This window comes from Paenibacillus sp. Z3-2 (assembly GCF_054161325.1).
Map to the genome: position 1 here is coordinate 5,809,666 of NZ_CP096397.1, position 23,838 is coordinate 5,833,503.

General features: G+C 46.8%; 23 protein-coding genes and 1 other annotated feature. Of the genes, 1 reads left to right on the plus strand and 22 read right to left on the minus strand.

The window, feature by feature from the left end:
* Nucleotides 1-154 precede the first annotated feature (154 nt).
* The 20 genes from rpoC to M1D71_RS26190 all read right to left on the minus strand — a co-directional run bounded on the left by rpoC (nt 155) and on the right by M1D71_RS26190 (nt 21,284).
* Nucleotides 155-3,769 (minus strand): DNA-directed RNA polymerase subunit beta', encoded by a 3,615-nt coding sequence (rpoC, locus tag M1D71_RS26095; protein ID WP_458124244.1) that lies wholly within the window; start codon nt 3,767-3,769, stop codon nt 155-157.
* 112 nt (nt 3,770-3,881) lie between these two features.
* A complete protein-coding gene (gene rpoB, locus M1D71_RS26100) occupies nt 3,882-7,427 on the minus strand; it encodes a DNA-directed RNA polymerase subunit beta (RefSeq protein WP_145326572.1) in 3,546 nt (1,181 codons plus the stop codon).
* Nucleotides 7,428-7,821: 394 nt separating this feature from the next.
* Nucleotides 7,822-8,442, minus strand: a complete 621-nt coding sequence (locus M1D71_RS26105; RefSeq protein WP_458124245.1) for a class I SAM-dependent methyltransferase — start codon at nt 8,440-8,442, stop codon at nt 7,822-7,824.
* A 96-nt stretch (nt 8,443-8,538) separates the two neighbouring features.
* Nucleotides 8,539-8,898: a 50S ribosomal protein L7/L12 gene (rplL, locus tag M1D71_RS26110; protein ID WP_145326574.1), complete on the minus strand. Its 360-nt coding sequence runs from the start codon at nt 8,896-8,898 to the stop codon at nt 8,539-8,541.
* A gap of 73 nt (nt 8,899-8,971) precedes the next feature.
* Nucleotides 8,972-9,475 (minus strand): 50S ribosomal protein L10, encoded by a 504-nt coding sequence (gene rplJ / locus M1D71_RS26115; RefSeq protein WP_017692064.1) that lies wholly within the window; start codon nt 9,473-9,475, stop codon nt 8,972-8,974.
* A 24-nt stretch (nt 9,476-9,499) separates the two neighbouring features.
* Nucleotides 9,500-9,646, minus strand: a sequence feature (ribosomal protein L10 leader region).
* Nucleotides 9,647-9,713: 67 nt separating this feature from the next.
* Nucleotides 9,714-10,406, minus strand: a complete 693-nt coding sequence (gene rplA, locus M1D71_RS26120; protein WP_017692063.1) for a 50S ribosomal protein L1 — start codon at nt 10,404-10,406, stop codon at nt 9,714-9,716.
* Between the two features lie 94 nt (nt 10,407-10,500).
* Nucleotides 10,501-10,926, minus strand: coding sequence for a 50S ribosomal protein L11 (rplK, locus tag M1D71_RS26125; RefSeq protein WP_056697655.1), 426 nt, complete (start codon nt 10,924-10,926; stop codon nt 10,501-10,503).
* 68 nt (nt 10,927-10,994) lie between these two features.
* Nucleotides 10,995-11,528, minus strand: a complete 534-nt coding sequence (gene nusG / locus M1D71_RS26130) for a transcription termination/antitermination protein NusG (protein WP_145336484.1) — start codon at nt 11,526-11,528, stop codon at nt 10,995-10,997.
* Between the two features lie 21 nt (nt 11,529-11,549).
* On the minus strand, nt 11,550-11,741 hold the full coding sequence (gene secE / locus M1D71_RS26135; RefSeq protein WP_105406954.1) for a preprotein translocase subunit SecE: 192 nt from the start codon (nt 11,739-11,741) through the stop codon (nt 11,550-11,552).
* 17 nt (nt 11,742-11,758) lie between these two features.
* On the minus strand, nt 11,759-11,908 hold the full coding sequence (rpmG, locus tag M1D71_RS26140) for a 50S ribosomal protein L33 (protein ID WP_072735843.1): 150 nt from the start codon (nt 11,906-11,908) through the stop codon (nt 11,759-11,761).
* Between the two features lie 304 nt (nt 11,909-12,212).
* On the minus strand, nt 12,213-12,857 hold the full coding sequence (gene sigH, locus M1D71_RS26145) for an RNA polymerase sporulation sigma factor SigH (protein ID WP_024633601.1): 645 nt from the start codon (nt 12,855-12,857) through the stop codon (nt 12,213-12,215).
* 171 nt (nt 12,858-13,028) lie between these two features.
* Nucleotides 13,029-13,550, minus strand: a complete 522-nt coding sequence (locus M1D71_RS26150) for an NYN domain-containing protein (RefSeq protein ID WP_062836174.1) — start codon at nt 13,548-13,550, stop codon at nt 13,029-13,031.
* Between the two features lie 5 nt (nt 13,551-13,555).
* Nucleotides 13,556-14,302, minus strand: coding sequence for a 23S rRNA (guanosine(2251)-2'-O)-methyltransferase RlmB (gene rlmB / locus M1D71_RS26155; protein WP_458124246.1), 747 nt, complete (start codon nt 14,300-14,302; stop codon nt 13,556-13,558).
* A gap of 43 nt (nt 14,303-14,345) precedes the next feature.
* Complete coding sequence (locus M1D71_RS26160; protein WP_458124247.1) at nt 14,346-14,825, minus strand: Mini-ribonuclease 3; 480 nt, start codon at nt 14,823-14,825, stop codon at nt 14,346-14,348.
* Nucleotides 14,822-16,222, minus strand: coding sequence for a cysteine--tRNA ligase (cysS, locus tag M1D71_RS26165; protein WP_458124248.1), 1,401 nt, complete (start codon nt 16,220-16,222; stop codon nt 14,822-14,824). Before cysS ends, M1D71_RS26160 begins: the two co-directional genes overlap by 4 nt.
* 42 nt (nt 16,223-16,264) lie before the next feature.
* Nucleotides 16,265-16,924 (minus strand): serine O-acetyltransferase, encoded by a 660-nt coding sequence (gene cysE, locus M1D71_RS26170; RefSeq protein WP_458124249.1) that lies wholly within the window; start codon nt 16,922-16,924, stop codon nt 16,265-16,267.
* A 529-nt stretch (nt 16,925-17,453) separates the two neighbouring features.
* Nucleotides 17,454-18,917 carry a glutamate--tRNA ligase gene (gltX, locus tag M1D71_RS26175; protein WP_458124250.1) on the minus strand — a complete coding sequence of 488 codons (1,464 nt, stop codon included), beginning with the start codon at nt 18,915-18,917 and terminating at the stop codon, nt 17,454-17,456.
* A gap of 33 nt (nt 18,918-18,950) precedes the next feature.
* The gene (ispF, locus tag M1D71_RS26180; RefSeq protein WP_458124251.1) at nt 18,951-19,427 is read right to left on the minus strand and encodes a 2-C-methyl-D-erythritol 2,4-cyclodiphosphate synthase; all 477 of its coding nucleotides are present in this window, start codon (nt 19,425-19,427) and stop codon (nt 18,951-18,953) included.
* Nucleotides 19,424-20,116: a 2-C-methyl-D-erythritol 4-phosphate cytidylyltransferase gene (ispD, locus tag M1D71_RS26185; protein ID WP_458124252.1), complete on the minus strand. Its 693-nt coding sequence runs from the start codon at nt 20,114-20,116 to the stop codon at nt 19,424-19,426. The genes ispF and ispD overlap by 4 nt, the downstream gene beginning before the upstream one ends.
* Before the next feature lie 82 nt (nt 20,117-20,198).
* On the minus strand, nt 20,199-21,284 hold the full coding sequence (locus M1D71_RS26190) for a PIN domain-containing protein (RefSeq protein ID WP_458124253.1): 1,086 nt from the start codon (nt 21,282-21,284) through the stop codon (nt 20,199-20,201).
* 173 nt (nt 21,285-21,457) lie between these two features.
* Here M1D71_RS26190 and M1D71_RS26195 point away from each other — a divergent pair, with 173 nt between their 5' ends.
* Nucleotides 21,458-21,853, plus strand: a complete 396-nt coding sequence (locus M1D71_RS26195; protein WP_017692049.1) for a nucleoside triphosphate pyrophosphohydrolase family protein — start codon at nt 21,458-21,460, stop codon at nt 21,851-21,853.
* A 122-nt stretch (nt 21,854-21,975) separates the two neighbouring features.
* Here M1D71_RS26195 and pssA read toward each other — a convergent pair whose 3' ends face one another.
* Both pssA and disA read right to left on the minus strand, forming a co-directional pair.
* Entirely contained in the window at nt 21,976-22,707 is a 732-nt protein-coding gene (gene pssA, locus M1D71_RS26200; protein ID WP_145326580.1) for a CDP-diacylglycerol--serine O-phosphatidyltransferase, read from the minus strand.
* A 44-nt stretch (nt 22,708-22,751) separates the two neighbouring features.
* Nucleotides 22,752-23,828 carry a DNA integrity scanning diadenylate cyclase DisA gene (gene disA, locus M1D71_RS26205; protein WP_062836168.1) on the minus strand — a complete coding sequence of 359 codons (1,077 nt, stop codon included), beginning with the start codon at nt 23,826-23,828 and terminating at the stop codon, nt 22,752-22,754.
* Between the last annotated feature and the right edge of the window lie 10 nt (nt 23,829-23,838).

A 23,838-nucleotide genomic window follows, 5' to 3' on the forward strand; every position in this document is an offset into this window, starting at 1 on the left:
GATATATTAGCATCTAGCGCAAGCATTGTCAATGCTAATCCTAAAACATTTTTTAAAAGTTTACGTACATCAGGATTCGTCCGCCTGCATTATACAAGCGTCCGCCTCCTGACGCACAAAACTTTCATTCCCCTCTAAATGAGGAGGAATCTATTTAATCAACCGAAACTGGCTCAAGTTCTTCTACTGAAGATTGGCCATCTTCTGGCTCAGCAAATTTGATGCTGCGGTAACGGTGCATACCTGTACCAGCAGGGATCAATTTACCGATGATTACATTTTCCTTCAGACCGAGCAACTGATCGACTTTACCTTTGATCGCTGCATCTGTCAGTACACGTGTAGTTTCTTGGAACGAAGCCGCCGAGAGGAAGGAGTCTGTTTCCAGGGATGCTTTCGTAATACCGAGCAGGATTGGTTTAGCAACCGCTGGCTCTTTATCACTAAGAATCGCAATTTTGTTAGCTCTTTCGTACTCATGCGTATCTACGAACGATCCTGGCAACAGCGTTGTATCCCCTGCATCTACGATGCGGATTTTACGCAGCATTTGACGGATCATAACTTCAACGTGCTTGTCATTGATTTCTACGCCTTGGTTACGGTATACGCGCTGTACTTCCTGCAAAATGTAGTTTTGTACGCCACGTACGCCTTTAATGCGCAGCATTTCTTTTGGATCGATGGAACCATCTGTTAACTCATCGCCTGCTTCAACTTCCATGCCTTCACTTACACGTACACGGGAACCGTAGGTAACGGAGTAAACTTTGGATTCCGCCTCACCTTGAATTTCGATTTCACGACGATCTTTCGCTTCGCGAATCTCTTTAACTACACCATCAATCTCACTGATTGTTGCTTGACCCTTAGGATTACGAGCTTCAAACAACTCCTGGATACGCGGCAAACCTTGCGTAATATCGTCTCCGGCTACACCACCGGTGTGGAATGTACGCATTGTAAGCTGTGTTCCCGGCTCACCAATGGATTGTGCTGCAATAATACCAACTGCTTCACCAATCTCCACGTGTTTACCAGTCGCGAGGTTGCGACCATAACACTTCTTGCAGACACCATGACTTGCACGGCAGCTGAGGACGGAGCGGATTTGCAATTTAGTAATACCTGCTTTGATGATCGCTTCTGCTTTATCGGAGTCAATCAATTCATTGCGACCTACAATGATTTCTTTCGTTTCCGGATGACGAAGAGTCTCGAAGCAGTATCTGCCTTCAATACGGTCGTAGAGATCTTCGATAACTTCTTTACCATCCTGGATACGACTTACCGTAAAGCCTTTATCTGTACCACAATCATCATCACGCACAATTACGTCTTGGGCTACGTCTACGAGACGACGAGTCAGGTAACCTGAATCGGCTGTACGCAGGGCTGTATCCGCCAAACCTTTACGCGCTCCGTGAGTGGAGATAAAGTACTCGAGTACCGTCAGACCTTCACGGAAGTTCGATTTGATTGGGAGTTCGATAATACGACCGGATGGGTTGGCCATCAGACCACGCATACCGCCCAATTGGGTGATTTGCGATTTGTTACCCCGTGCTTTGGAGTCTACCATCATCATGATCGAGTTGTATCGATCCATGGACTTCATCAGAATCTCAGTGATGTCATCTTTGGATTTTGACCAGATATCAATGATACGGTCATAGCGCTCTTCATTCGTAATCAGACCACGACGGTACTGGTTCGTAACGATTTGTGCCTTTTCCTCAGACTGTCTAAGAATTTCAAACTTCTCAGGTGGAACGATAACATCAGATACCGCAACCGTAATACCGGCACGTGTAGAGTATGTGAATCCAAGTTGTTTGATTTTATCCAAAATAACGGCTGTTTCCGTTGTGTGATAAATTTCAAAACAACGTGCAATGATGGAGCCGAGGTATTCTTTACCGACACCGCCAGCCAGAGGAGCATTCATAATAGCTTCTCTGAGATCAGCACCTTTTTCATATACAAATGAGTGATCTGCAGTACCTTGGTACAGGTTAGCACGAGTCGCATCATTGATATACGGGAAGCTTGCCGGGAAAATTTCATTGAAGATAATTTTACCGATAGTTGTCAGCAACATTCCTTCTTGCTGCTCTTCCGTGAAGCTTGTTTTACCAAGCGCCTTAACCGGAATAGCTACACGCGCATGCAGACCAGCAGTACCACGTTGGTATGCCGATACAGCTTCGTTAACTGTACGCAAGATCATACCTGTGCCCTTTTCTTCCTTGTTGTCCATAGTGAGGTAGTAAGAACCAAGCACCATATCCTGGGAAGGAGTAACAACCGGTTTACCGTCTTTCGGGTTCAAAATGTTACCTGATGCGAGCATCAGGATACGCGCTTCCGCTTGAGCTTCAGCAGACAACGGAACGTGCACGGCCATTTGGTCACCGTCAAAGTCGGCATTGTATGCCGTACATACGAGTGGGTGAAGACGAATTGCTTTACCTTCAACGAGAATCGGTTCAAATGCTTGAATACCGAGTCTGTGAAGCGTAGGGGCACGGTTCAACAGAACCGGATGCTCCTTGATTACTTCTTCAAGAACATCCCATACTTCAGGACTTACACGCTCAACTTTACGTTTTGCGCTCTTGATGTTGTGGGCAAGGCCTTTATTAACGAGCTCTTTCATAACGAAAGGCTTGAACAGTTCCAGTGCCATATCTTTTGGCAGACCACACTGATACATTTTCAGGTAAGGTCCGACAACGATAACGGAACGACCAGAATAATCAACCCGTTTACCCAGCAAGTTCTGACGGAAACGTCCTTGTTTACCTTTCAGCATGTGGCTGAGGGATTTCAAAGGACGGTTACCAGGACCCGTTACCGGGCGTCCGCGACGACCATTATCGATCAATGCGTCAACAGCTTCCTGCAACATCCGTTTTTCATTTTGCACGATAATATCTGGCGCGCCCAGATCAAGCAGACGTTTCAGACGGTTGTTCCGGTTAATTACACGGCGATACAGGTCATTCAGGTCAGACGTTGCAAAACGTCCACCATCCAGCTGTACCATTGGACGAAGTTCCGGCGGGATAACAGGAAGTACATCCATGATCATCCACTCTGGCTTGTTGCCGGAGTTGCGGAATGCTTCGATAACTTCCAGACGTTTGATCGCACGATTACGACGTTGTCCTTGTGCAGTGCGGAGCTCTTCCTTCAGGAATTCAAGCTCTTTATCTATATCAAGGTCTTGAAGCAGTTTTTTAACCGCTTCTGCGCCCATGCCAGCCTGGAAACCATATCCGTATTTTTCACGGTAGCTGCGGTATTCTTTCTCGGACAACAGCTGTTTTTTCTCCAGTGGAGTTTCTCCTGGATCAGTTACAACATATGATGCAAAATAAATAATCTCTTCGAGTGATCTTGGAGACATATCCAGCGCAAGACCCATACGGCTCGGAATACCTTTGAAGTACCAGATATGCGATACCGGAGCAGCGAGCTCAATATGGCCCATCCGTTCGCGGCGTACTTTCGCACGTGTTACTTCAACACCACAACGATCACAGACAACGCCTTTATAACGGACGCGTTTGTATTTACCGCAATGACATTCCCAGTCTTTTGTAGGGCCAAAAATCTTTTCGCAGAACAGCCCTTCTTTTTCCGGTTTCAACGTACGATAGTTGATCGTTTCCGGTTTTTTCACTTCTCCGCGGGACCAAGAACGAATTTTCTCTGGGGAAGCAAGCCCGATCTTCATGTATTCGAAATTGTTGACGTCCAACAAGGAGCAACCCTCCTTAACCAATTCCTGTATTCTAGGTTACGCCCTCTCCGGCCGAAGCCGGAGCGAGACGCGAGCCTGATGAAAAACGCCGGTCATCATGCGCTCGAAGCGGTTATTCCGCTCCGACCTCTGTACCCTCAAGGTTGAGGCTGAGCTTATCGCTCGCAGCGTCATCTTCATCGTCCATTTCTCTCATTTCAATCTCTTGCTCATCTTCACTCAAAATCTTAACGTCCATACCCAAGCTTTGCAGCTCTTTGATCAATACTTTGAATGACTCAGGAACGCCTGGTTCCGGAACATTCTCGCCTTTGACGATGGATTCATACGTTTTAACCCGACCAACAACATCATCGGACTTAACAGTCAAGATTTCTTGCAGTGTATAAGCCGCACCGTATGCCTCAAGCGCCCATACTTCCATCTCCCCGAAACGCTGTCCACCGAATTGGGCTTTACCACCCAATGGCTGTTGCGTAACAAGTGAGTAAGGACCCGTGGAACGGGCATGGATTTTATCATCAACCATGTGTGCCAATTTGATCATGTGCATGACACCCACAGTAACTTCACGTTCAAACTCTTCACCTGTACGACCATCATACAGGACGGTTTTACCATTACGTTGCATACCTGCTTCTTCCATCGTATCGAAGACGTCATACTCCTTCGCTCCGTCGAATACAGGAGTTGCTACGTGAATACCCAGTTGCATCGCAGCCATACCCAAGTGAACCTCGAGTACTTGACCGATGTTCATCCGGGAAGGTACGCCCAGTGGGTTAAGAACGATCTGAACAGGTGTACCATCTGGCAGGAAAGGCATATCTTCTTCCGGCAAGATGCGGGCCACGACCCCTTTGTTACCGTGACGTCCGGCCATTTTGTCACCCTCGGAGATTTTCCGTTTTTGAGCGATATAGACACGAACGAGTTGGTTAACACCTGGAGGCAGCTCATCACCGTTTTCACGGGTAAATACTTTCACGTCTACTACGATACCGTCAGTACCATGTGGTACACGCAAGGAAGTATCACGTACTTCACGTGCTTTCTCACCGAAGATCGCGTGCAAGAGACGTTCTTCTGCAGTCAGCTCCGTTACACCCTTAGGCGTTACTTTACCAACCAGAATGTCGCCAGCGCTAATCTCAGCACCGATGCGGATAATACCGCGCTCATCCAAGTTACGCAACGCTTCTTCCCCAACGTTAGGGATATCACGTGTGATCTCTTCAGGTCCGAGCTTGGTATCACGTGCTTCTGACTCATACTCCTCGATATGGATCGATGTGTATACATCTTCCTTAACGAGTTTTTCACTGAGCAAGATCGCATCCTCGTAGTTGTAACCTTCCCAAGTCATGAAGGCAACAACGACGTTACGTCCCAGAGCCAATTCACCCATTTCCGTTGAAGGACCATCAGCGAGGATATCGCCAGCTTTTACAGCGGCACCTCTTTTGACAATCGGACGCTGGTTAATGCATGTTCCTTGGTTCGAACGCATAAATTTGTGTAATTTATATTTAACGATATCGCCTTTGACTTCCTGACCGTCCACTTCTTCAACACGACGGAGCCAAATTTCGTTCGCAGAAGAACGTTCAATAATTCCGTCATAATCGGAGACAATACATACACCAGAATCTTTTGCAGCTTTGTGCTCCATACCTGTTCCTACAAGTGGTGCTTTAGGAATCAAGAGTGGAACCGCCTGCCGCTGCATGTTGGATCCCATGAGTGCACGGTTGGAGTCATCGTTCTCAAGGAACGGGATAAGCGCTGTAGCGACGGATACAACCTGTTTAGGAGATACGTCCATGTAGTCAACTCGCTCACTCGGCATCGTAAGGATGTTATCCGACTGTTTGTTGTAACGTACAATGATCGCTTCTTCTTCAAATGTACCGTCTTCGTTCAACTTCGCATTCGCTTGCGCGATGACATAGTTGTCCTCTTCGTCCGCTGTCAGGTAATCAATTTGCTCGGTTACAATACCTGTCTTCGGATCAACCCAACGATATGGAGCTTCAATGAAGCCATATTCATTCACACGGGCGAACGTAGACAAGGAGTTGATCAAACCGATGTTCGGTCCCTCTGGAGTCTCGATTGGACACATCCGGCCATAGTGGGATGGATGGACGTCACGCACTTCCATACCTGCGCGCTCACGTGTCAAACCACCGGGTCCGAGTGCGGACAAACGACGTTTATGTGTCAACTCACCCAGTGGGTTCGTTTGATCCATAAACTGTGACAACTGGGAACTACCAAAGAACTCTTTAATCGATGCAATAACAGGACGTATGTTGATCAATGCCTGTGGTGTAATTACGTTAGCATCCTGAATGGACATTCTCTCACGAACCACACGCTCCATACGGGACAAACCGATACGGAACTGATTCTGCAGGAGTTCACCCACCGAACGCAAACGACGGTTACCCAGATGATCGATATCATCCGTGCTACCAATCCCCTGCAGAAGGTTAAGGAAATAACTGATGGAGGAAATGATATCCGCCGGCGTCACGTTTTTAACGGACTTGTCAATGATTCCATTGGCAATCAGTTTAACCACTTTACCATCTTCAGTTGGTGAGAACACATCAATCGTTTGCATAGGGATATCATTGGCATCCAAAACGCCGTTACCCACGTGATACGTGCGGAACCCAACGCTTTTCTCAAGATACGGCATGATTTCATCCAACAAGCGACGATCAACCATTTGACCTGCTTCAGCGATGATTTCACCTGTTTCAGCGTCCACAAGTGACTCAGCCAAACGCTGGTTAAACAAACGGTTTTTGATGTGAAGCTTTTTATTCATTTTGTAACGACCTACATTAGCCAGGTCATAACGTTTTGGATCAAAGAAACGCGCTACGAGCAAGCTTTTCGCATTATCAAGCGTTGGCGGCTCGCCCGGACGAAGACGCTCATAGATCTCAATGAGTGCTTTCTCCGTGGAATCCGTGTTGTCTTTGTCCAGTGTGTTGCGAATATATTCGTCATTACCGAGCAGATCCAAAATCTCAGCATCTGTGCCAAAACCAAGTGAACGCAGGAGAACCGTAACTGGTATTTTACGTGTACGGTCGATCCGGACGTAAACAACATCCTTCGCGTCCATCTCCAGTTCCAGCCAAGCGCCGCGGTTAGGAATAACTGTAGCGGTATACGTTTTTTTGGCATTTTTATCTACTTTGGTACTGAAGTAAACGCTAGGAGAGCGAACCAACTGGCTGACAATAACCCGTTCCGCACCATTAATAATAAATGTGCCCGTGTTGGTCATCAGCGGGAAATCTCCCATGAATACTTCCTGCTCTTTGACTTCGCCGGTTTCCTTATTAATGAGCCGGACTTTGACCCGAAGCGGTGCTGCATAAGTAACGTCACGTTCCTTCGCGTCGTCTACTGTATACTTCGGTTCACCGAGACTGTAATCGATAAATTCCAAAATCAAGTTACCTGTGAAATCCTGGATCGGCGAGATATCCTGGAACATTTCGCGCAACCCTTCCTCCAAAAACCAATCATAGGATTTTTGTTGGATTTCGATCAGGTTCGGAACTTCGAGTATCTCGTTAATTCGTGCATAACTGCGCCGAGTGCGTCGACCATATTGAACAAGATGTCCTGCCAACTTAAACTCACCCCTCAATGTCTACTCACTTTAAAAATTTCGTTGCGAACCTCTGTTTGTAACCTTATAATGGTACACATACAGAGCAAAGCAATGCATCCACAAATAAAGAAAAGCCCTTACTCGAAATGTCGTTCGAAAAAAGAGCAACTTTGATCGGCGGATGTCTTTCCAAATCATTCTTATCCCCAGTTTGCCCAAAATGTACATATTATACGCCAAACGTAGGCATAATAAGCCCGTTCGGCGTAAAAAAAGGTTGACATTTTTAGTTAGCTAAAGCCAAGTAGGGCATCTTAATACTGACATTTTACAATAATACCACGACCTGAATTTCAAGTCAATAGTCCTATTGCAAAAAAAATGATCCCCTGCTTACTTTACAAACTCGGATTTAGCTTTTAGTAGATGCTTCTTCCGCTTTCACCGCTTTAAAAATCCGATAGCCTTTATCCTTCGTCACTTCTTCCACTCGTCCAAACAAAGATTCCAATTTCGCTTTCGCTGATGGGGCCCCCTGCTTTTTCTGAATGACAATCCATAACGAACCGCCTACCTTCAAATGACGATGTGCCTGTTCGAAAATAGCATGAACCGTTTCTTTCCCAGCCCTTATAGGTGGATTGGTCAGTACAACGTCAAAATCTTGCTTTTTTACTTCAGCCAGTAGATTACTTTGCAATACCGTAACATTGCTGATTCCGTTTGCTTTTGCATTTTCCCTGGAAAGTTCAACGGCTCTCTCGTTGATATCGATCATGGTGACATGCCCATCCGGTACAAGCTTGGCTGCTGTAAGACCCATCGGGCCATACCCGCAACCCACATCGAGAACATGAGCTCCTGGTGGCAACTCTATCGCATCAATCAATACTCTGCTGCCATAATCGATTCCGTTTTTAGAAAACACACCGGCGTCCGTCACGAGTCGCAGACTGAATCCGCGAAGAACCGCTTCAGTTGCTCTGCGATCATGCGCTACTTGCGGTTTGTCCGAATAATAATGATTGGACATGCCCTCACTCACTTTCCATTTACAATTACAGCAACAAACCCCTTGATATAAGTCAAGGGGTTTGTTGTTTTGTTCATCTAGCTTATAAAAGCTAAATTATTTAACTTCGATTGTAGCGCCAGCTTCTTCGAGCTTAGCTTTAACCGCTTCTGCTTCTTCTTTAGCAACTTTTTCTTTCAATGCTTTTGGAGCGTTGTCAACCAGTTCTTTTGCTTCTTTCAGGCCAAGACCTGTGATTTCGCGAACTGCTTTGATAACGTTGATTTTGGAAGCACCAGCGCTAGTCAAGATTACGTCGAACTCGGATTGCTCAGCTTCAGCAGAAGCTACTGCACCTGCAGCAGCTACTGGAGCTGCAGCAGTTACGCCGAATTCTTCTTCGATTGCTTTAACAAGATCGTTCAATTCCAGTACAGTCATGCCTTTGATTGCTTCCAAGATTTGCTCTTTACTCATGAGTGAACCTCCATATATAATATTATTTTTTTTAAATTCATTTGCCACCTAAGCAGCGTTCAGACCAAGTTGCTTACGCGCCTTGTTCTTCTTTCTCTGCAACTGCTTTAACCGCAAGCGCGAAGTTGCGCACTGGCGCTTGAAGCACGCTGAGGAGCATGGAGAGGAGTCCATCGCGGGATGGCAATTCTGCCAACGCCTTAACTTCTTCTACTCCGATTACGCGACCTTCTACGACTGCACCTTTCAATTCCAGTGCATCGTTCTTTTTCGCGAAGTCGTTCAGAATTTTAGCTGGAGCCACAACGTCATCTACGCTGAATGCAATTGCAGTAGGACCTGTAAGAACACTATCGAGTTCTGTCAGTTCTGCTGCTGCAGCTGCACGGCGAAGCAACGAGTTTTTCAGCACTTGGAATTCGATCCCTGCTTCACGAAGTTGCTTACGCAACTCAGTTACTTGGGCAACGTTCAATCCGCGATAGTCAACAACAACAGTTGTAACGCTCTCGCGCAATTTTGCTGTTACTGCATCAACGGACTCTTGTTTTGCTTGAATCACTTTTGCGTTTGCCAATCTGTACACCTCCTGATCAAATTTATCCCATTAAGAAAAGCCTCCGTAGATTCACGAAGGCTTGATATATACTCATCATCGATTTGCATCGTTCTAAGTTCTATAATCACACCTCGGCAGGAAATTAAGCCAAATGGCACCTACTGTCTACGGTAAGCATATTCAAATGTCAACGGTCAGTCACTCGGACTCACAACTTTTATATCTTATCAAAACAGGTCAACCCTGTCAAGAACTATTATCTAAAAGCTGCTGCGTTCACACGTGCGCCAGGGCCCATCGTGGAAGAAAGACTAACATTCTTCAGATAAACACCTTTTGCTGCCGCCGGTTTAGCACGATTCAGAGCTTCCATGAGAGCTTTAAAGTTCTCATTCAGTTGCTCAGAAGAGAAAGAAGCTTTACCGATCGGTGCATGAATTTGACCTGCACGATCCAGACGATATTCGATTTTACCGGCTTTAATTTCTTGAACAGCCTTAGTTACATCGAAAGTTACCGTTCCGGCTTTAGGGTTAGGCATCAGACCTTTACCGCCGAGCAGTCGGCCCAATTTACCTACTTCACTCATCATATCTGGTGTCGCTACGCAGACGTCGAATTCGAACCAGCCTTGTTGGATTTTGTTGATCATGTCTGCATCACCAACATAGTCCGCGCCAGCCGCTTCCGCTTCTTTCGCTTTGTCACCTTTTGCAAATACCAATACGCGTTGTGTTTTACCTGTGCCGTGTGGCAAGACAACAACACCACGTACAGCCTGGTCTTGCTTACGAGGGTCTACACCCAAACGAACTGCCGCTTCGATTGTTTCATCGAATTTTGCAGTAGCTGCCTTTTTCACAAGCTCTACAGCTTCTGAAGGCTCGTAAGTTGCTTCGCTGTCAATCAGCTTAGCAGCTTCCAGGTATTTTTTACCGTGTTTAGCCATGTTTTATTCCTCCTTTGTGGTGTTAGCGGATATACCTCCCACATCAACCGGTCGCGAATCGACCGGTTTTACGAAGCCATGTTTCTTATGAAAATTAGTCTTCGATGGTGATACCCATGCTGCGGGCAGTACCTTCGACCATACGCATAGCAGACTCAACGTCAGCTGCATTCAGGTCAGGCATTTTTTGTTCTGCGATTTGACGAACCGCATCACGTTTAACAGTAGCAACTTTTTTCTTGTTCGGTTCGCCGGATCCTTTTTCAACTTTAGCTGCCACTTTCAACAGAACTGCTGCTGGTGGAGTTTTAGTGATGAAAGTAAAGGAACGGTCCTCGAATACAGAAATTTCAACTGGAATAATCAATCCCGCTTGATCAGCAGTACGAGCGTTGAATTCTTTACAGAATGCCATGATGTTGACACCTGCTTGACCCAAAGCTGGACCTACTGGTGGTGCTGGGTTTGCTTTACCTGCTGGAATCTGCAGTTTTACCATTTTAATAACTTTTTTCGCCATGATTGACACCTCCTTGCAAAATAGTGGTTAACGGGCTTTTCAACCCTCCCACAAGAAACTTGAAGAGACTATATCTTCTCCACTTGCGTATATTCCAACTCAAGCGGTGTTTCCCGTCCAAACATGTTCACGTGCACTTTTAACTTGCTTTTGTCTACCAAAATTTCTTCCACGGAGCCTACAAAATTCGCAAAAGGACCGACTTTAATACGTACGGATTCCTTAATCTCGAACTCAATTTTCGGCTTAGGTTCAACCATACCCATGTGCTTCAGAATTTGTTCCACTTCTTCAGGCAACAAGGCAGTTGGTTTGGACCCAGAACCTGTCGAACCGACAAATCCTGTAACCCCAGGTGTGTTGCGAACAACATACCAAGAATCATCCGTCTGTACCATTTCCACCAAGACATAACCGGGGTAAACTTTACGCATAACGGTTTTTTTCTTACCGTCCTTGTTTACCACTTCTTCTTCCATAGGAACAAGAACGCGGAATATCTTGTCTTCCATGCCCATAGACTCTACGCGTTTTTCTAAATTGGCTTTGACCTTATTCTCATACCCTGAATAGGTATGAACGACGTACCATCTTTTTTCCATATCAAGCCACCGGAACCCTTCTTAAATAATCGCTTCGATCACAAAGGAGATGCCAATGTCAATGACCCAAAAAAACAGCGTCATAACCACAACAGTACCAAGTACGATCAATGTGTAGTTGGTCAGCTCTTTACGATTAGGCCAGCGAACTTTTTTAAGTTCAGCCCAGCTTTCTGTGAAAAAGGAAATCAGAGATTTGAAACTTCGTTTCACGCCGACACCTCCAAAAACTATCTGGTTTCGCGATGAGAAGTCTGCTCGTTACAAAACTTGCAAAATTTCTTCATCTCCATGCGGTCGGGGTGATTACGCTTGTTTTTTGTCGTAGTGTAATTTCTTTGTTTGCAGTTAGTACAAGCCAAAGTAATAATTACCCGCATGATGTACACCTCCCGAAGACTTCCACATTCAAGCAGAGTCTCTAAATTGATCCTGAAAAAAAGCCATAAATTTAGGCCTACCTAAAACACTTTATCACAAGGGTATAACCATGTCAATGAAAGAATAGCCTTTCATTCATTGGGTATTACTTCCGTACAACTTACTCTTGTTTCAAATCTCTGTTTTCCTCTTCTCCTGCATGGACCGAGCGATTACTAGTATAAACATTCTTTGATTTTATAAACTTGAGACACTAAAAAAAGACTCGAACACCGAGCCTTTTCCGTCAACGACAACATGTGTTTAATTATCTCGAACTTCCAGGTACTTTTCAAGTTTGCGCTTAACGCGCTGAAGAGCATTATCAATGGACTTCACATGTCTGTCCAAATCTACTGCAATCTCTTGATAAGATCTCCCGTCCAGATACAACATCAATACTTTACGTTCCAGATCACTTAGAATCTCGGACATCTTATCTTCCAGGCCCACAAACTCTTCCTGATTGATGATAAGTTCTTCCGGATCACTGACCTGGGTTCCACAAATCACATCGAGTAACGTACGATCAGACTCTTCGTCATAAATAGGCTTGTCCAGAGATACATAAGAATTAAGCGGAATATGTTTCTGACGTGTTGCTGTCTTAATCGCCGTGATGATCTGTCTTGTAATACACAGTTCGGCAAAAGCCTTGAACGAAGCCAGCTTGTCCCCTTTGAAATCTCGAATGGATTTGTAGAGGCCAATCATTCCTTCTTGAATAATATCTTCCCGGTCTGCCCCAATCAGAAAATAAGATCTTGCCTTGGCGCGTACAAAGTTACGATATTTGTTAATCAAAAACTCCAGCGCTTCGCTTTCACCTTCACGGACCGCTTCGACAATGTCTTCGTCACTTTGGTAATCATACTTTGATAACATGATATCTTTGAGGTCGACACTCACAGACAATCCCTCCGGCTGCAACGCAAGGTACCCCGTTACTCTACTCTATGAAATATACGATCAGTATATATGATGGTACCTCACACCGTCAACCACGCTCTGCCTAAAAAAGAACATCAATAACATAATTGTCAAGAGTTTCAATATTCTAAAATTTGTAAATAGGAACAGTCATTCCCGTCTCCAGCGTTCAAACTCTTTCAAAACATCCGGACTTAACTTGCCTCCAAGTGTATTCCGTGTTGTCTTCGCCTGATCTTCTTCCAGTCGTTTCTTTAATTCTTTTTCGTTCTGCTCTACTTCAATCAGCAACTCCCTTGCAGATACGCGCAGCGCCCCCTGTCCGAATATGACATGTTGCTCTACCATATCGCTCGTAGCCACATAGATTTGGCGTCTTCGCATGCTTAGTTCCCGAACGAGTCTCTCAATGCATTCGTCTGCCGTCTCTTTTTCCTTTGTAAAATAAATCTGCACTTTGCTCTGTGTAAAGGATTTACCGAGTCCAGGCACGAGGTAGGCGTCAAACACAACAATGACTCGACGGCCAGAGAAGGCCTGGTAGTCAGCGAGACGAAAGAGAAGCCTGTTGCGCGCCTCTTCCAACCCACTTTCCGCCAGTCTGGTTAATTCCGGCCAGTCGCCAATCATGTTGTACCCGTCTACAAGAAGCACATCACGGGAGTCAGCCATATCTTCTATGCCTGCGCTTGACGTGACCGGAGCACTTCATACATGACAACCCCCGCTGCCACGGAAGCATTCAGGGAATTAATCTGACCTTGCATCGGTAATTTGATCAGCACATCGCATTTCTCGCGAATGAGTCGTCCCATTCCCTTGTTTTCATTGCCGATTACCAGTGCGACAGGACCGGTAAAGACGCTGTTACCAAAGACGCCTTCATGAGCAGTGACATCTGTCCCCACAACCCATACACCTTCCTCTTTGAGGCGATCAATGGTCTGGCCGAGATTACTTACACGAGCCACAGGTACATACTCCACGGCGCCTGCTGACGTTTTGGATACCGTCACTGTTACCGCTGCAGAGCGACGTTTGGGTACAATAACACCATGCGCTCCTGTGCAGTCTGCTGTCCGCAAAATGGACCCCAGATTATGAGGATCTTCAATCTCATCCAACAGGATCAGGAAAGGATGCTCATTTTTCGCTTTCGCTGCGGCAAGAATGTCTTCTACCTCCACATAAGCGTAAGGTGCCGCTTGTGCGACTACCCCCTGATGCTGAATGCCTGGTACGGTTTGATCCAATTTACGCTTGTCCACGTGTTGAATGACAATACCGAGTTTTTTAGCTTCCGAGATAATAGGTTGAGTCAGATGTTTCTGTGCTGTATCCGCAATCCATATTTTATTAATGGTCCGGCCTGAACGCAGCGCCTCCGTCACGGAGTGTTTACCGGCGATCCATTCTTCTTCCATCGTTGTTCGATCCTCTCTATAATGCGTTGTTTTGTTGAAATTTCTATTTTTTTGTCGGTGATGGCGATTGTTGTTCCGCTTGCTCAATGCCAAGCCCGATCAGTTCAATCATGCGTTCATGACAACCACTACTGTAGAGATAACCAATGAGGCACTCAAATGCCGTGGCATGTCTGTATTCTAAAACATCTGCATTTTTGGGGATACTACCGGACTTGGCATTCCTTCCTTGCCGGACGATATCCCGTTCTTCTTCCGTCAGTTCAGCCTCAATACTTGAAAGTATGCGGCTCTGTGCCTTCGCTGATACCAATCCGGTTGCACTACGGTGCAGATGATTGGGACGCATGTTAGCCTTTGACAACAGATACTGACGAACTGCCACCTCATATACCGCATCACCAATATAGGCCAGCGCAATAGGAGGAATCAACCTCGCAGGTCTGGAAGGGGGATATGGGAACCATCCTCCTTCTGTACCCTGCTCCTGTTGTTTTGGTGTATTCGAATGGCCCTCGCTCATTTGCGCCGCCATCTCATCCCCTGGGCAGTATCCTCAAGCAGGATGCCACGCGCAGACAATTCATCGCGAATTTCATCCGCTCTTGCCCAGTTTTTGGACTTGCGTGCTTCCACACGTTCTTCAATCAGACGCTCCACTTCTTCATCCAACAGTTCTGGCTCTGCGTCAGTATAGATGCGCAGTACAGCATTCAGTTCGTTGAACAATTCGAGGAGTGCACGAATGTCAGCCGCATTAACTACTTCTTTCTGCAACAGTTGGTTGGCTTCCCCAGTCCACTCAAACATAGCTGTGATTGCATCAGGTGTATTGAAATCGTCCTGCATCTTCTCGTGATACTGCTGACGGATTTGGTCGAGTCTTGCCGCAAAATCTGCTGAGATATCCTGATCTACGGATACCGCATTCAGACGATGGTTCAGGTTACCCACGGCATTGGCAATCCGATCCACACTGTTTTGTGCCTGCTCCATCGTATCATCCGTGAAGTTCAATGGGTTGCGATAGTGGGTGGACAACATGAAATAACGAATAGCTTCGCGTTTATATTGATTCCGCAAGTCTTTAACGAGAACACCATTGCCGAGTGATTTCGACATTTTCTCGTTATCGATACGGATAAAGCCATTATGCATCCAATAGTTAGCTAGTGGCTTACCCGTCAATACTTCAGACTGTGCGCATTCGCACTCATGGTGTGGGAACTGTAAATCCTGTCCACCCCCATGGATATCCAGCGTATCCCCGAGGTACTCCCTAGCCATGGCGGAGCATTCGATATGCCAGCCTGGTCGACCATCGCCCCAAGGGCTGGACCAATAGATCTCACCTGGTTTGGCTGCCTTCCAAAGTACGAAATCTTCCGGATGTTCCTTGCGTTCATCCACTCCCACACGGATTCCGAATTGCAGTTCCTGCAGGTTTTGTTTCGAAAGTTTGCCGTATTCGCTGAATTTGCCTGTACGATAATAGACGTCACCGCCATTTTCATACGCAAATCCTTTTTCTACCAGTTCACGGATGAAATCAATAATCAGCGGCATGTTTTCCGTTACTCTCGGGTTGCTGCTTGCCTTGGGAATACCCAACCCCTCAAGGTCTTCATAATAGGCAGCGATAAACTTCTCCGCCACGTGAGGAACATCTGTCCCAAGTTGTTCTGCTTTGCGGATCAGTTTGTCATCTACATCGGTGAAGTTCACCACATAGTTCACTTCATGTCCTGTCTGTTCCAGGTATCCACGAACCGTGTCGAAAAAGATAACGGGTCGTGCATTCCCGATATGAATGTAGTCATATACCGTGGGTCCGCACACATACATTTTTACTTTCCCTGGCTCTTGGGGAACAAAATCCTCTTTTGTACGACTCATCGTATTATAAATCTGAAGCGTCATGGTCACTTATCCTTTCATCCTATACTGCCTTTATTAATTGTATCACCTATCACGTACAGTCTCATTTTCGCGGGTATTCTGCAGTGTACGTACTTCTTTCTGCAATCGTTCGAGTTCTTGTTGCATGCTGCGCAAGGAGTCAACGACCGGATCGGGCAACTGTTGACTGAGGCGATCTACACGTCGACCGTCCTGTTTAACAATTCTGCCCGGTATACCCACTACTGTACTGTTGGAAGGGACTTCCTTGAGCACAACGGAGTTGGCACCAATGTTACATTGATCCCCCACGCTAAATGAACCCAGCACTTTAGCTCCGGATGAGATAACCACATTATTACCAATGGTCGGATGTCTCTTTCCTTTTTCTTTCCCTGTTCCGCCAAGGGTAACCCCCTGATAGATAACGACATCATCGCCAATCTCACATGTTTCTCCAATAACGACGCCCATTCCATGGTCAATAAACAACCGATTTCCGATCGTAGCTCCAGGGTGTATCTCAATTCCTGTCATAAAACGACTCACCTGCGAAATGAACCGGGCAAACGAGAACCATCTTCGCTTGTATAAAAAGTGAGCGATCCTGTGGGCCCATATCGCATGCAGCCCTGAGTAGGTAAATACCACTTCAAACCATCCCCGAGCTGCCGGATCGTTTTCGAACACCGCCTGGATATCTGATCTGATCTTCTTGAACATGCTCGTTCCCCTCTTGTTCAGGTTCCCGTCCTCCGGCTTACCGGACGGCGCGTTCCTTGGTAGTGTACTGCACACTCGCCTAAACAAAAAAACGCCTCTGCAGCTATTTCAGCTGCAGAGGCGTTTATCGCGGTCCCACTCTGCTCGGTCCATTCTTAATAGAATGAGCCCTCAAGCGGTTTGGTAACGGAAACCAATCGTCACAACCTATCCTAACGTTTTCCTTATCATGATCGACAAAGGCGGGGCTGGATTCGGCTATGCAGCTCACGGGCGCATTTCGACTGCTGGACAGTGGATGGCTCACAGCCACCGCAAACAAAGAAATCTCTCTTTGCTGCGGGACCATCCTCTCTGAATCTGTCCGGGTCAGTCTACTCCTCCCGATCTTTGCTGTTCTATTAGATAAATCATATCATTTAATCGTTGTGTTGTTATTATAGCGAAAAGGCCTGAGACTGACAATAACCTTCCTTCGTATCCATGGAAAATAAACTCTGTTCAGATCCAAATAACCGGGAGTTCTTGATTAAGCACCCTTTACTTGTGCAAGCAAACGTTCGATCACCGTATCACGGCCTAGCAGGACGATCGTTTGATTCAGATCCCGTCCATGCGTCTGTCCAGTCAAAGCAACACGGATTGGCATAAAGAGCTGTTTGCCCTTTAAGCTGGTCTCTTTCTGCACTTCCTTGATCAATGCAGCCATTTTGCTTGGCGTGAATTCTTCGCTAGCCTGCACTTTATCCGCAAATGCCTTCAGCACCGTTGGCACTTGCTCCTCAGCAAGTACAGCTTCTCCTTCACTTTCCAGCTCCAGATTGGAACGGAAGAACACTTCTGACAATTCCACGATATCAGAGGCAGAATTCATCTGCTCCTGGTAGAGATGTACCAAAGTATATACCCATTCTTTTTGTTCAGCAGACAGCTCGGAAGGAATCCGTCCAGCCTTTTGCAGATGCGGAATGGCCATTTCGGCAATACGTTCCGGGTCAGCATGTTTGATATAGTGGTTGTTCAAGTGAGCCAGCTTGTGCGTGTCAAATACCGCCGGGCTCTTGGACAGACGTTTCGTATCAAAAATGGAGATCAGTTGCTCTTGCGAGAAGATCTCTTCTTCCCCTTCTGGCGACCAGCCGAGCAGGGAAATGAAGTTAAACATCGCTTCAGGCAAATAGCCGAGTTGGTCATACTGCTCAATAAACTGAATAACAGACTCATCCCGTTTACTCAGCTTCTTGTGGTTTTCATTCACGATCAGCGTCATATGACCAAATTGCGGCGGCTCCCAGCCGAGCGCTTCATAGATCATCAGTTGACGCGGCGTGTTCGAGATGTGATCTTCCCCACGCAGAACGTGGGAGATCTTCATCAAATGATCATCCACAGCAACGGCATAGTTGTATGTGGGAATGCCGTCCTTTTTCACAATGACGAAGTCACCGGATTCCTTGCTGTTGAACGAGATTGTGCCTTTAACCATGTCATCAAACGTATATGTGCGCTCTTCCGGCACACGGAAACGAATACTTGCTACGCGGCCTTCCGCTTCAAATGCACTGATTTGCTCTGAAGTAAGCTCACGGTGTTTGCCAGAATAACGCGGCGTTTCTCCACGAGCTGACTGTTCCTCGCGCTCTTGCTCCAATTCTTCTTCCGTGCAGAAGCAACGGTATGCCAGACCTTTATCCAGCAATTCCTGCGTATATTTACGATAGAGATCCAGACGTTCCGTTTGACGGTATGGTCCGTATTCTCCGCCCACATCAATACTTTCATCCCACTCGATTCCGAGCCATTTCAGGTATTTCAGCTGGCTTTCTTCACCACCGGCAATATTCCGTTTCACGTCTGTATCTTCAATACGAATAATGAATTTACCGTTATTATGTTTGGCATATAGATAGTTAAACAGCGCCGTACGGGCATTCCCGATATGCAGGTGTCCCGTTGGGCTCGGCGCGTAACGCACACGAATTTCCGTGCTCATATGATCCCCTCCGTCACTAATTGGTTGATGATATCACACTCGAACAAGGCAAACAACGGATTGAGCAGCAATGCCCTCTCCCCGTCCCGGGAATCCCAGTTGCTCTGTAGTTGTTGCTTTCACGTTCACCTGCGTTACATCCGCTTCCAGTGCCTTGGCAATAACCTCAGCCATCTGTGGGATGTAAGGAGCCATCTTTGGCTTTTGAGCAATAATCGTTGAATCTATATTCCCTAACCGGTATCCGCGATCCTTCACAAGCTGCCATACATGCTCCAGCAATTTCAGACTGTCGGCATCCTTGAATTCTTGATCGGTATCCGGGAAGTGCTTGCCGATATCCCCAAGTGCCAGCGCACCCAAAATGGCATCACTAATCGCGTGCAACAGCACATCTGCGTCCGAGTGACCCAACAGTCCTTTTTCATAAGGAATCGTTACTCCACCAATAATGCACGGACGTCCTTCCACCAGCTGATGTACATCAAATCCCTGTCCTACTCGTATCATCGCTTCTTCTCTCCCCCCAGCAAAAACGCGGCGTATTCCAAATCTTCCGGCGTCGTTAATTTGATATTGGTATAATTGCCTTCCACAACCTTGACCGACATTCCCTGACGTTCAGCCAGCATGGCGTCATCTGTCCCCAGAAATCCGTCCTGCTCGGCTGATGCGTAGGCGGAGAGCAGGGAAGAAAGACGAAAAGCCTGCGGGGTTTGAATGCTCCACAGACTGCTGCGGTCTGGCGTCGCCGTAACGACTCCTTCCGCATTCACTTGTTTAATCGTATCCTTCACTGGGACGGCCAGTACAGCTGCTCCACCGGATATGGCGGCCTCCATGCATCCCTTGATCTGCTCATGGTTCACAAAAGGACGTACCCCGTCGTGAACGAGAACCCAATCCGTCCCAAGTGCCTCAAGGCCTTTATGGACAGAATGTTGTCTCTCTTTCCCTCCGGGGATAACACGGACACGTGAATCCAATTGGTATTCTTTTACCCAATCCTGGCAGCGTTCAACATCTGCAGCTCCTGCGACCAGCACCATCTCACGGATCTCGTCCAGCGCAGCAAATACCTCAAGCGTATGTATGAAAACGGGCTTGTCCTGCAGCAACAGAAACTGCTTGCTCTCGGTCGTCCCCATCCGGGTTCCGCGACCTGCTGCCACAATGACAACGCCCCACCCTTTATTCATGCCGCAATCCCTGCCTTGTCTGTCAGTTTATCGTCCAAAGATATACAATATCATTCAACGATACACTACCCATCATACCGCTTTATTGGGCTTTTTCCAACAGTTTCGGCTTGGCAAAAATCATTCTTCCCGCTGAAGTCTGCAGCACACTGGTCACCAGCACTTCCATCATCATGCCGATATACTCGCGTCCGCCTTCCACAACGATCATTGTTCCATCATCCAGATAGGCCACACCTTGACCGTGCTCCTTGCCGTCCTTGATGATCTGTACCATGATCTCCTCGCCTGGCAGAACAACCGGCTTGACCGCATTGGCAAGATCATTAATGTTCAGCACAGATACACCCTGGAGTTCACACACTTTATTCAGGTTAAAGTCATTGGTGACCACTTTGCCCTGAAGCACTTTAGCCAGCTTAACCAGTTTGCTGTCCACCTCGGAGATTTCCTCGAAATCCCCTTCATAGATCAGGACTTTTACATCGAGTTCCTTCTGGATTTTGTTCAAAATGTCCAGTCCACGCCGTCCTCTGTTCCGCTTGAGCAGATCCGATGAATCCGCAATATGCTGCAGTTCCTCCAGAACGAATTCCGGAATTACGATCGTACCTTCAATGAATCCGGTTTTGCATATATCGGCAATACGACCATCGATAATGACGCTGGTATCCAGAATTTTATGCTCTTCGATCCGTCTATCCTCGTCTACCTCCGGATGACCCCATCGCCCAGACATCCAGAAGGCCCCCAGATCGTCTTTCTTCGCCATGGCAAGGGTGTAGCCGGAATAGGCACTAATCACCGTCAGCACCACTTGCAGTACATCTCCTGCCGTCCCCATCCATCCCACAATAGGGTAGAGCAACAAGGCCACCAGCAATCCTGCCACAGTACCTGTGGCACCTGCAGCCAGTTCGTTCATAGGTACTTTTGCCAATGAATCAATTCCACTATGCAGCCTGTCTGCCATCAACGTACCACCAATGTTACATACAGCCATAAACATTACAGCACCCAGCAGCGTCGATATACCAGCTCCCAGTAATCCTGCTGACTGAATCCACTCAGCCATCCATGGGACCGATTTTCCTGCCAGATGATATGCCGTGTAGCCGAACCATGCACCGCACAATCCTGTAAAAGTTAAAATGCCTTTTTTCCACATTAGTCCCTGCACCTCCTTCAATGTATCTTGATCTTTATATCCAGTATGATCCAATTCCTGAATTGCTAATCCCATCCGAAAGAACTTTTTGGAAATGTTGCAATCGTCAGTTGAAAGTAGGTAAATTATTGGCATATAATGAATTCAATTCATATCCCGAGGTGAGTGGCAAAATGAGTACGCTAAGTTTACAGGCTTTCCAGGATCAAGTTTCTGAACTGTTGCTGCGTCATCGCAGTCTGATTGATGTACTGTCCAAAACAGGACAAGCCGGAGCGTCTGTTAACCGTGCGGTGTCCAAGGCCATTACCGAATGCGGCTGCATCGAGCTGCACGCCACCAAGCAGAAATATGCCCCCGAGAGCGATATCGCTCAAACGAAAGGCCTGCTAGAAACGCATGTGGAAGGTGAATTGTGTGAGAACTGCAGAGAGGTAATCAGCTCTGAACTGGGGCGAAACCTGTTCTACATGTCGGCTCTCTGCAATCTGCTGGACATCAACATGGAAGAGGTCGTGAATCACGAATCACAGAAGTGTTCGACGTTAGGGATGTTTAATCTGTCGTAAGAAGATATGTATGTCGTTCGTAAGGGTTTCTTTTACGTAAATAGATCTGAATAAGCAAAAAGCACGCATTCTCCTGTTCGGGAGAGTACGTGCTTTCTTTGTATACTGTCTGTGCTCCATACTTAACGATCGGAAGGACGGGAAGATTTCTCATCCTTGCGCTTCTTGGCTCGACTACGCGAGGCCGCTGTTCGCACATTGTGCTTCATGCCATACAAAGCGTATAACACCAGCGGAATAAAGATCAATTTGGATAACTGCTCCGGGAAAATAACAGCTACAGCTATCGCAAATAACACAACCCATGGTGCGATCCAGATTGCCTTGCGTGGCAAACCCACCTTTTTGAAATTGGGATATTTAAGCGAACTCACCATCAGGTACGACAACAGTAACGTAGCAATCATCATGCTGACCGGACCGATATCCTTGTTGAACAAGGACAGTGTGGCCAACACCCCGCCGGCTGCCGGAATCGGCAGACCTGTGAAGTATCCGGGAATTCCCGGACGAACGTTAAACCGCGCAAGACGAATGGCTCCACAGATCGGAAAAGCAGCTGTTGCGACCCAAGCGAGGATCGGCATTGAATCTTGAAACGACACCATAAATATGATCAGTGCCGGTGCTGCACCAAAGGAAACCATGTCAGACAAGGAATCCAGTTCCTTGCCGAATTCGCTTTGGGCATTGAGCGCACGTGCCACTCGGCCATCCAAACCATCCAGCAGCATCGCTACAATGACCATAATGGCAGCCAAACTGTAGTTTCCATCAATCGCAAGCAAAATTGCCATCATTCCAAGAAACAGATTACCCAGGGTAAAGAGATTCGGAATGAATCTGGTTAGCATCGTTGTTTCACCTCATCCATTTCAAGCCTTTATATAGGCAAACCTTACATCTGTCTATCGATAAACATCTGCTCCTGCAAACGTTTGAGGCCTTCCTTAATGGTCCGGGCACGAACTTCACCGATACCGTCCACTTCGTCCAGTTCTTCTATTGTAGCCATAATCACATGAGGCAATTGCTCGAATTGATCCACCAGGTTATGGATAATGACATTGGGCAGGCGGGGGATCTTATTTAATACCCGGAATCCGCGCGGTGCAACCGAATCCTCAGAAGTAGCTGCTGAGGAAGGATAGCCGAGCAGACGGACAATATGATGTGCATCCAGCAATTCATCGTCTGACAATCTTTTCAGTCCCACGATAATTTCACGGATTTTGTCATCACTGTCGTCACGGGCATAGTCTTTATACAGCAACCAAGCTTCTTCTTCCGTTGTACCCACAAGTTCTTCCATTTGCATGGAGATGAGTCGTCCCTCATTCCCCAACTCATGAATGTATCGTTTGATTTCGGTTTTGATCCGCATCACCATTTCGGTACGCTGAATCACATTGACCACTTCAGGAATCGTTACCAATTCCTCAAATTCCGAAGCACTCAGATTCGTAAGGGACTGTGTTAATACCGCTTTGTATTTCTCCAGTGTTTGAATCGCTTGATTCGCTTTGGTCAAAATAACCCCGATTTCCTTGAGGGAATACCGGAGTGTTCCCTGATACAAGGTAATGATATTCCGGCGCTGTGATATGGATACGACCAATTTACCCGTCTGCTTCGCTACACGCTCTGCCGTCCGGTGACGAATCCCTGTCTCTGAAGAAGAGATAGATGAGTCCGGGATTAACTGGGTATTGGCGTAAAGAATACGCTTCAAATCCTCGCTAAGAATAATCGCACCATCCATCTTGGCGAGTTCGTACAGATAGTTCGGGGAGAAATCACAGTTAATCGAGAATCCCCCATCCACCACTTCCATTACTTCAGGGCTGTATCCTACAACAAGCAGTGCGCCCGTCTTGGCGCGCAGCACATTTTCCAGACCTTCGCGGAAAGGTGTACCTGGTGCGATCAGCCTTAACAATTCATTCATATTATCCAGTTGGCTCGAATCTTTCATCTTGTTATGC

Excerpts from the sequence above, each read along its gene's own strand:
- M1D71_RS26105 (WP_458124245.1), bottom strand. The coding sequence starts at position 8,442 with ATGTCCAATCATTATTATTCGGACAAACCGCAAGTAGCGCATGATCGC.
- M1D71_RS26150 (WP_062836174.1), bottom strand. The coding sequence starts at position 13,550 with ATGGCTGACTCCCGTGATGTGCTTCTTGTAGACGGGTACAACATGATT.
- rplA (WP_017692063.1), bottom strand. The coding sequence starts at position 10,406 with ATGGCTAAACACGGTAAAAAATACCTGGAAGCTGCTAAGCTGATTGAC.
- rplL (WP_145326574.1), bottom strand. The coding sequence starts at position 8,898 with ATGAGTAAAGAGCAAATCTTGGAAGCAATCAAAGGCATGACTGTACTG.
- M1D71_RS26195 (WP_017692049.1), top strand. The coding sequence starts at position 21,458 with ATGAGTACGCTAAGTTTACAGGCTTTCCAGGATCAAGTTTCTGAACTG.
- rpmG (WP_072735843.1), bottom strand. The coding sequence starts at position 11,908 with ATGCGGGTAATTATTACTTTGGCTTGTACTAACTGCAAACAAAGAAAT.
- nusG (WP_145336484.1), bottom strand. The coding sequence starts at position 11,528 with ATGGAAAAAAGATGGTACGTCGTTCATACCTATTCAGGGTATGAGAAT.
- cysS (WP_458124248.1), bottom strand. The coding sequence starts at position 16,222 with ATGACGCTTCAGATTTATAATACGATGAGTCGTACAAAAGAGGATTTT.
- gltX (WP_458124250.1), bottom strand. The coding sequence starts at position 18,917 with ATGAGCACGGAAATTCGTGTGCGTTACGCGCCGAGCCCAACGGGACAC.
- pssA (WP_145326580.1), bottom strand. The coding sequence starts at position 22,707 with ATGCTAACCAGATTCATTCCGAATCTCTTTACCCTGGGTAATCTGTTT.
- M1D71_RS26160 (WP_458124247.1), bottom strand. The coding sequence starts at position 14,825 with ATGAGCGAGGGCCATTCGAATACACCAAAACAACAGGAGCAGGGTACA.
- M1D71_RS26190 (WP_458124253.1), bottom strand. The coding sequence starts at position 21,284 with ATGTGGAAAAAAGGCATTTTAACTTTTACAGGATTGTGCGGTGCATGG.
- rplK (WP_056697655.1), bottom strand. The coding sequence starts at position 10,926 with ATGGCGAAAAAAGTTATTAAAATGGTAAAACTGCAGATTCCAGCAGGT.
- disA (WP_062836168.1), bottom strand. The coding sequence starts at position 23,828 with ATGAAAGATTCGAGCCAACTGGATAATATGAATGAATTGTTAAGGCTG.
- ispD (WP_458124252.1), bottom strand. The coding sequence starts at position 20,116 with ATGAATAAAGGGTGGGGCGTTGTCATTGTGGCAGCAGGTCGCGGAACC.
- rlmB (WP_458124246.1), bottom strand. The coding sequence starts at position 14,302 with ATGGAAGAAGAATGGATCGCCGGTAAACACTCCGTGACGGAGGCGCTG.
- ispF (WP_458124251.1), bottom strand. The coding sequence starts at position 19,427 with ATGATACGAGTAGGACAGGGATTTGATGTACATCAGCTGGTGGAAGGA.
- cysE (WP_458124249.1), bottom strand. The coding sequence starts at position 16,924 with ATGTTCAAGAAGATCAGATCAGATATCCAGGCGGTGTTCGAAAACGAT.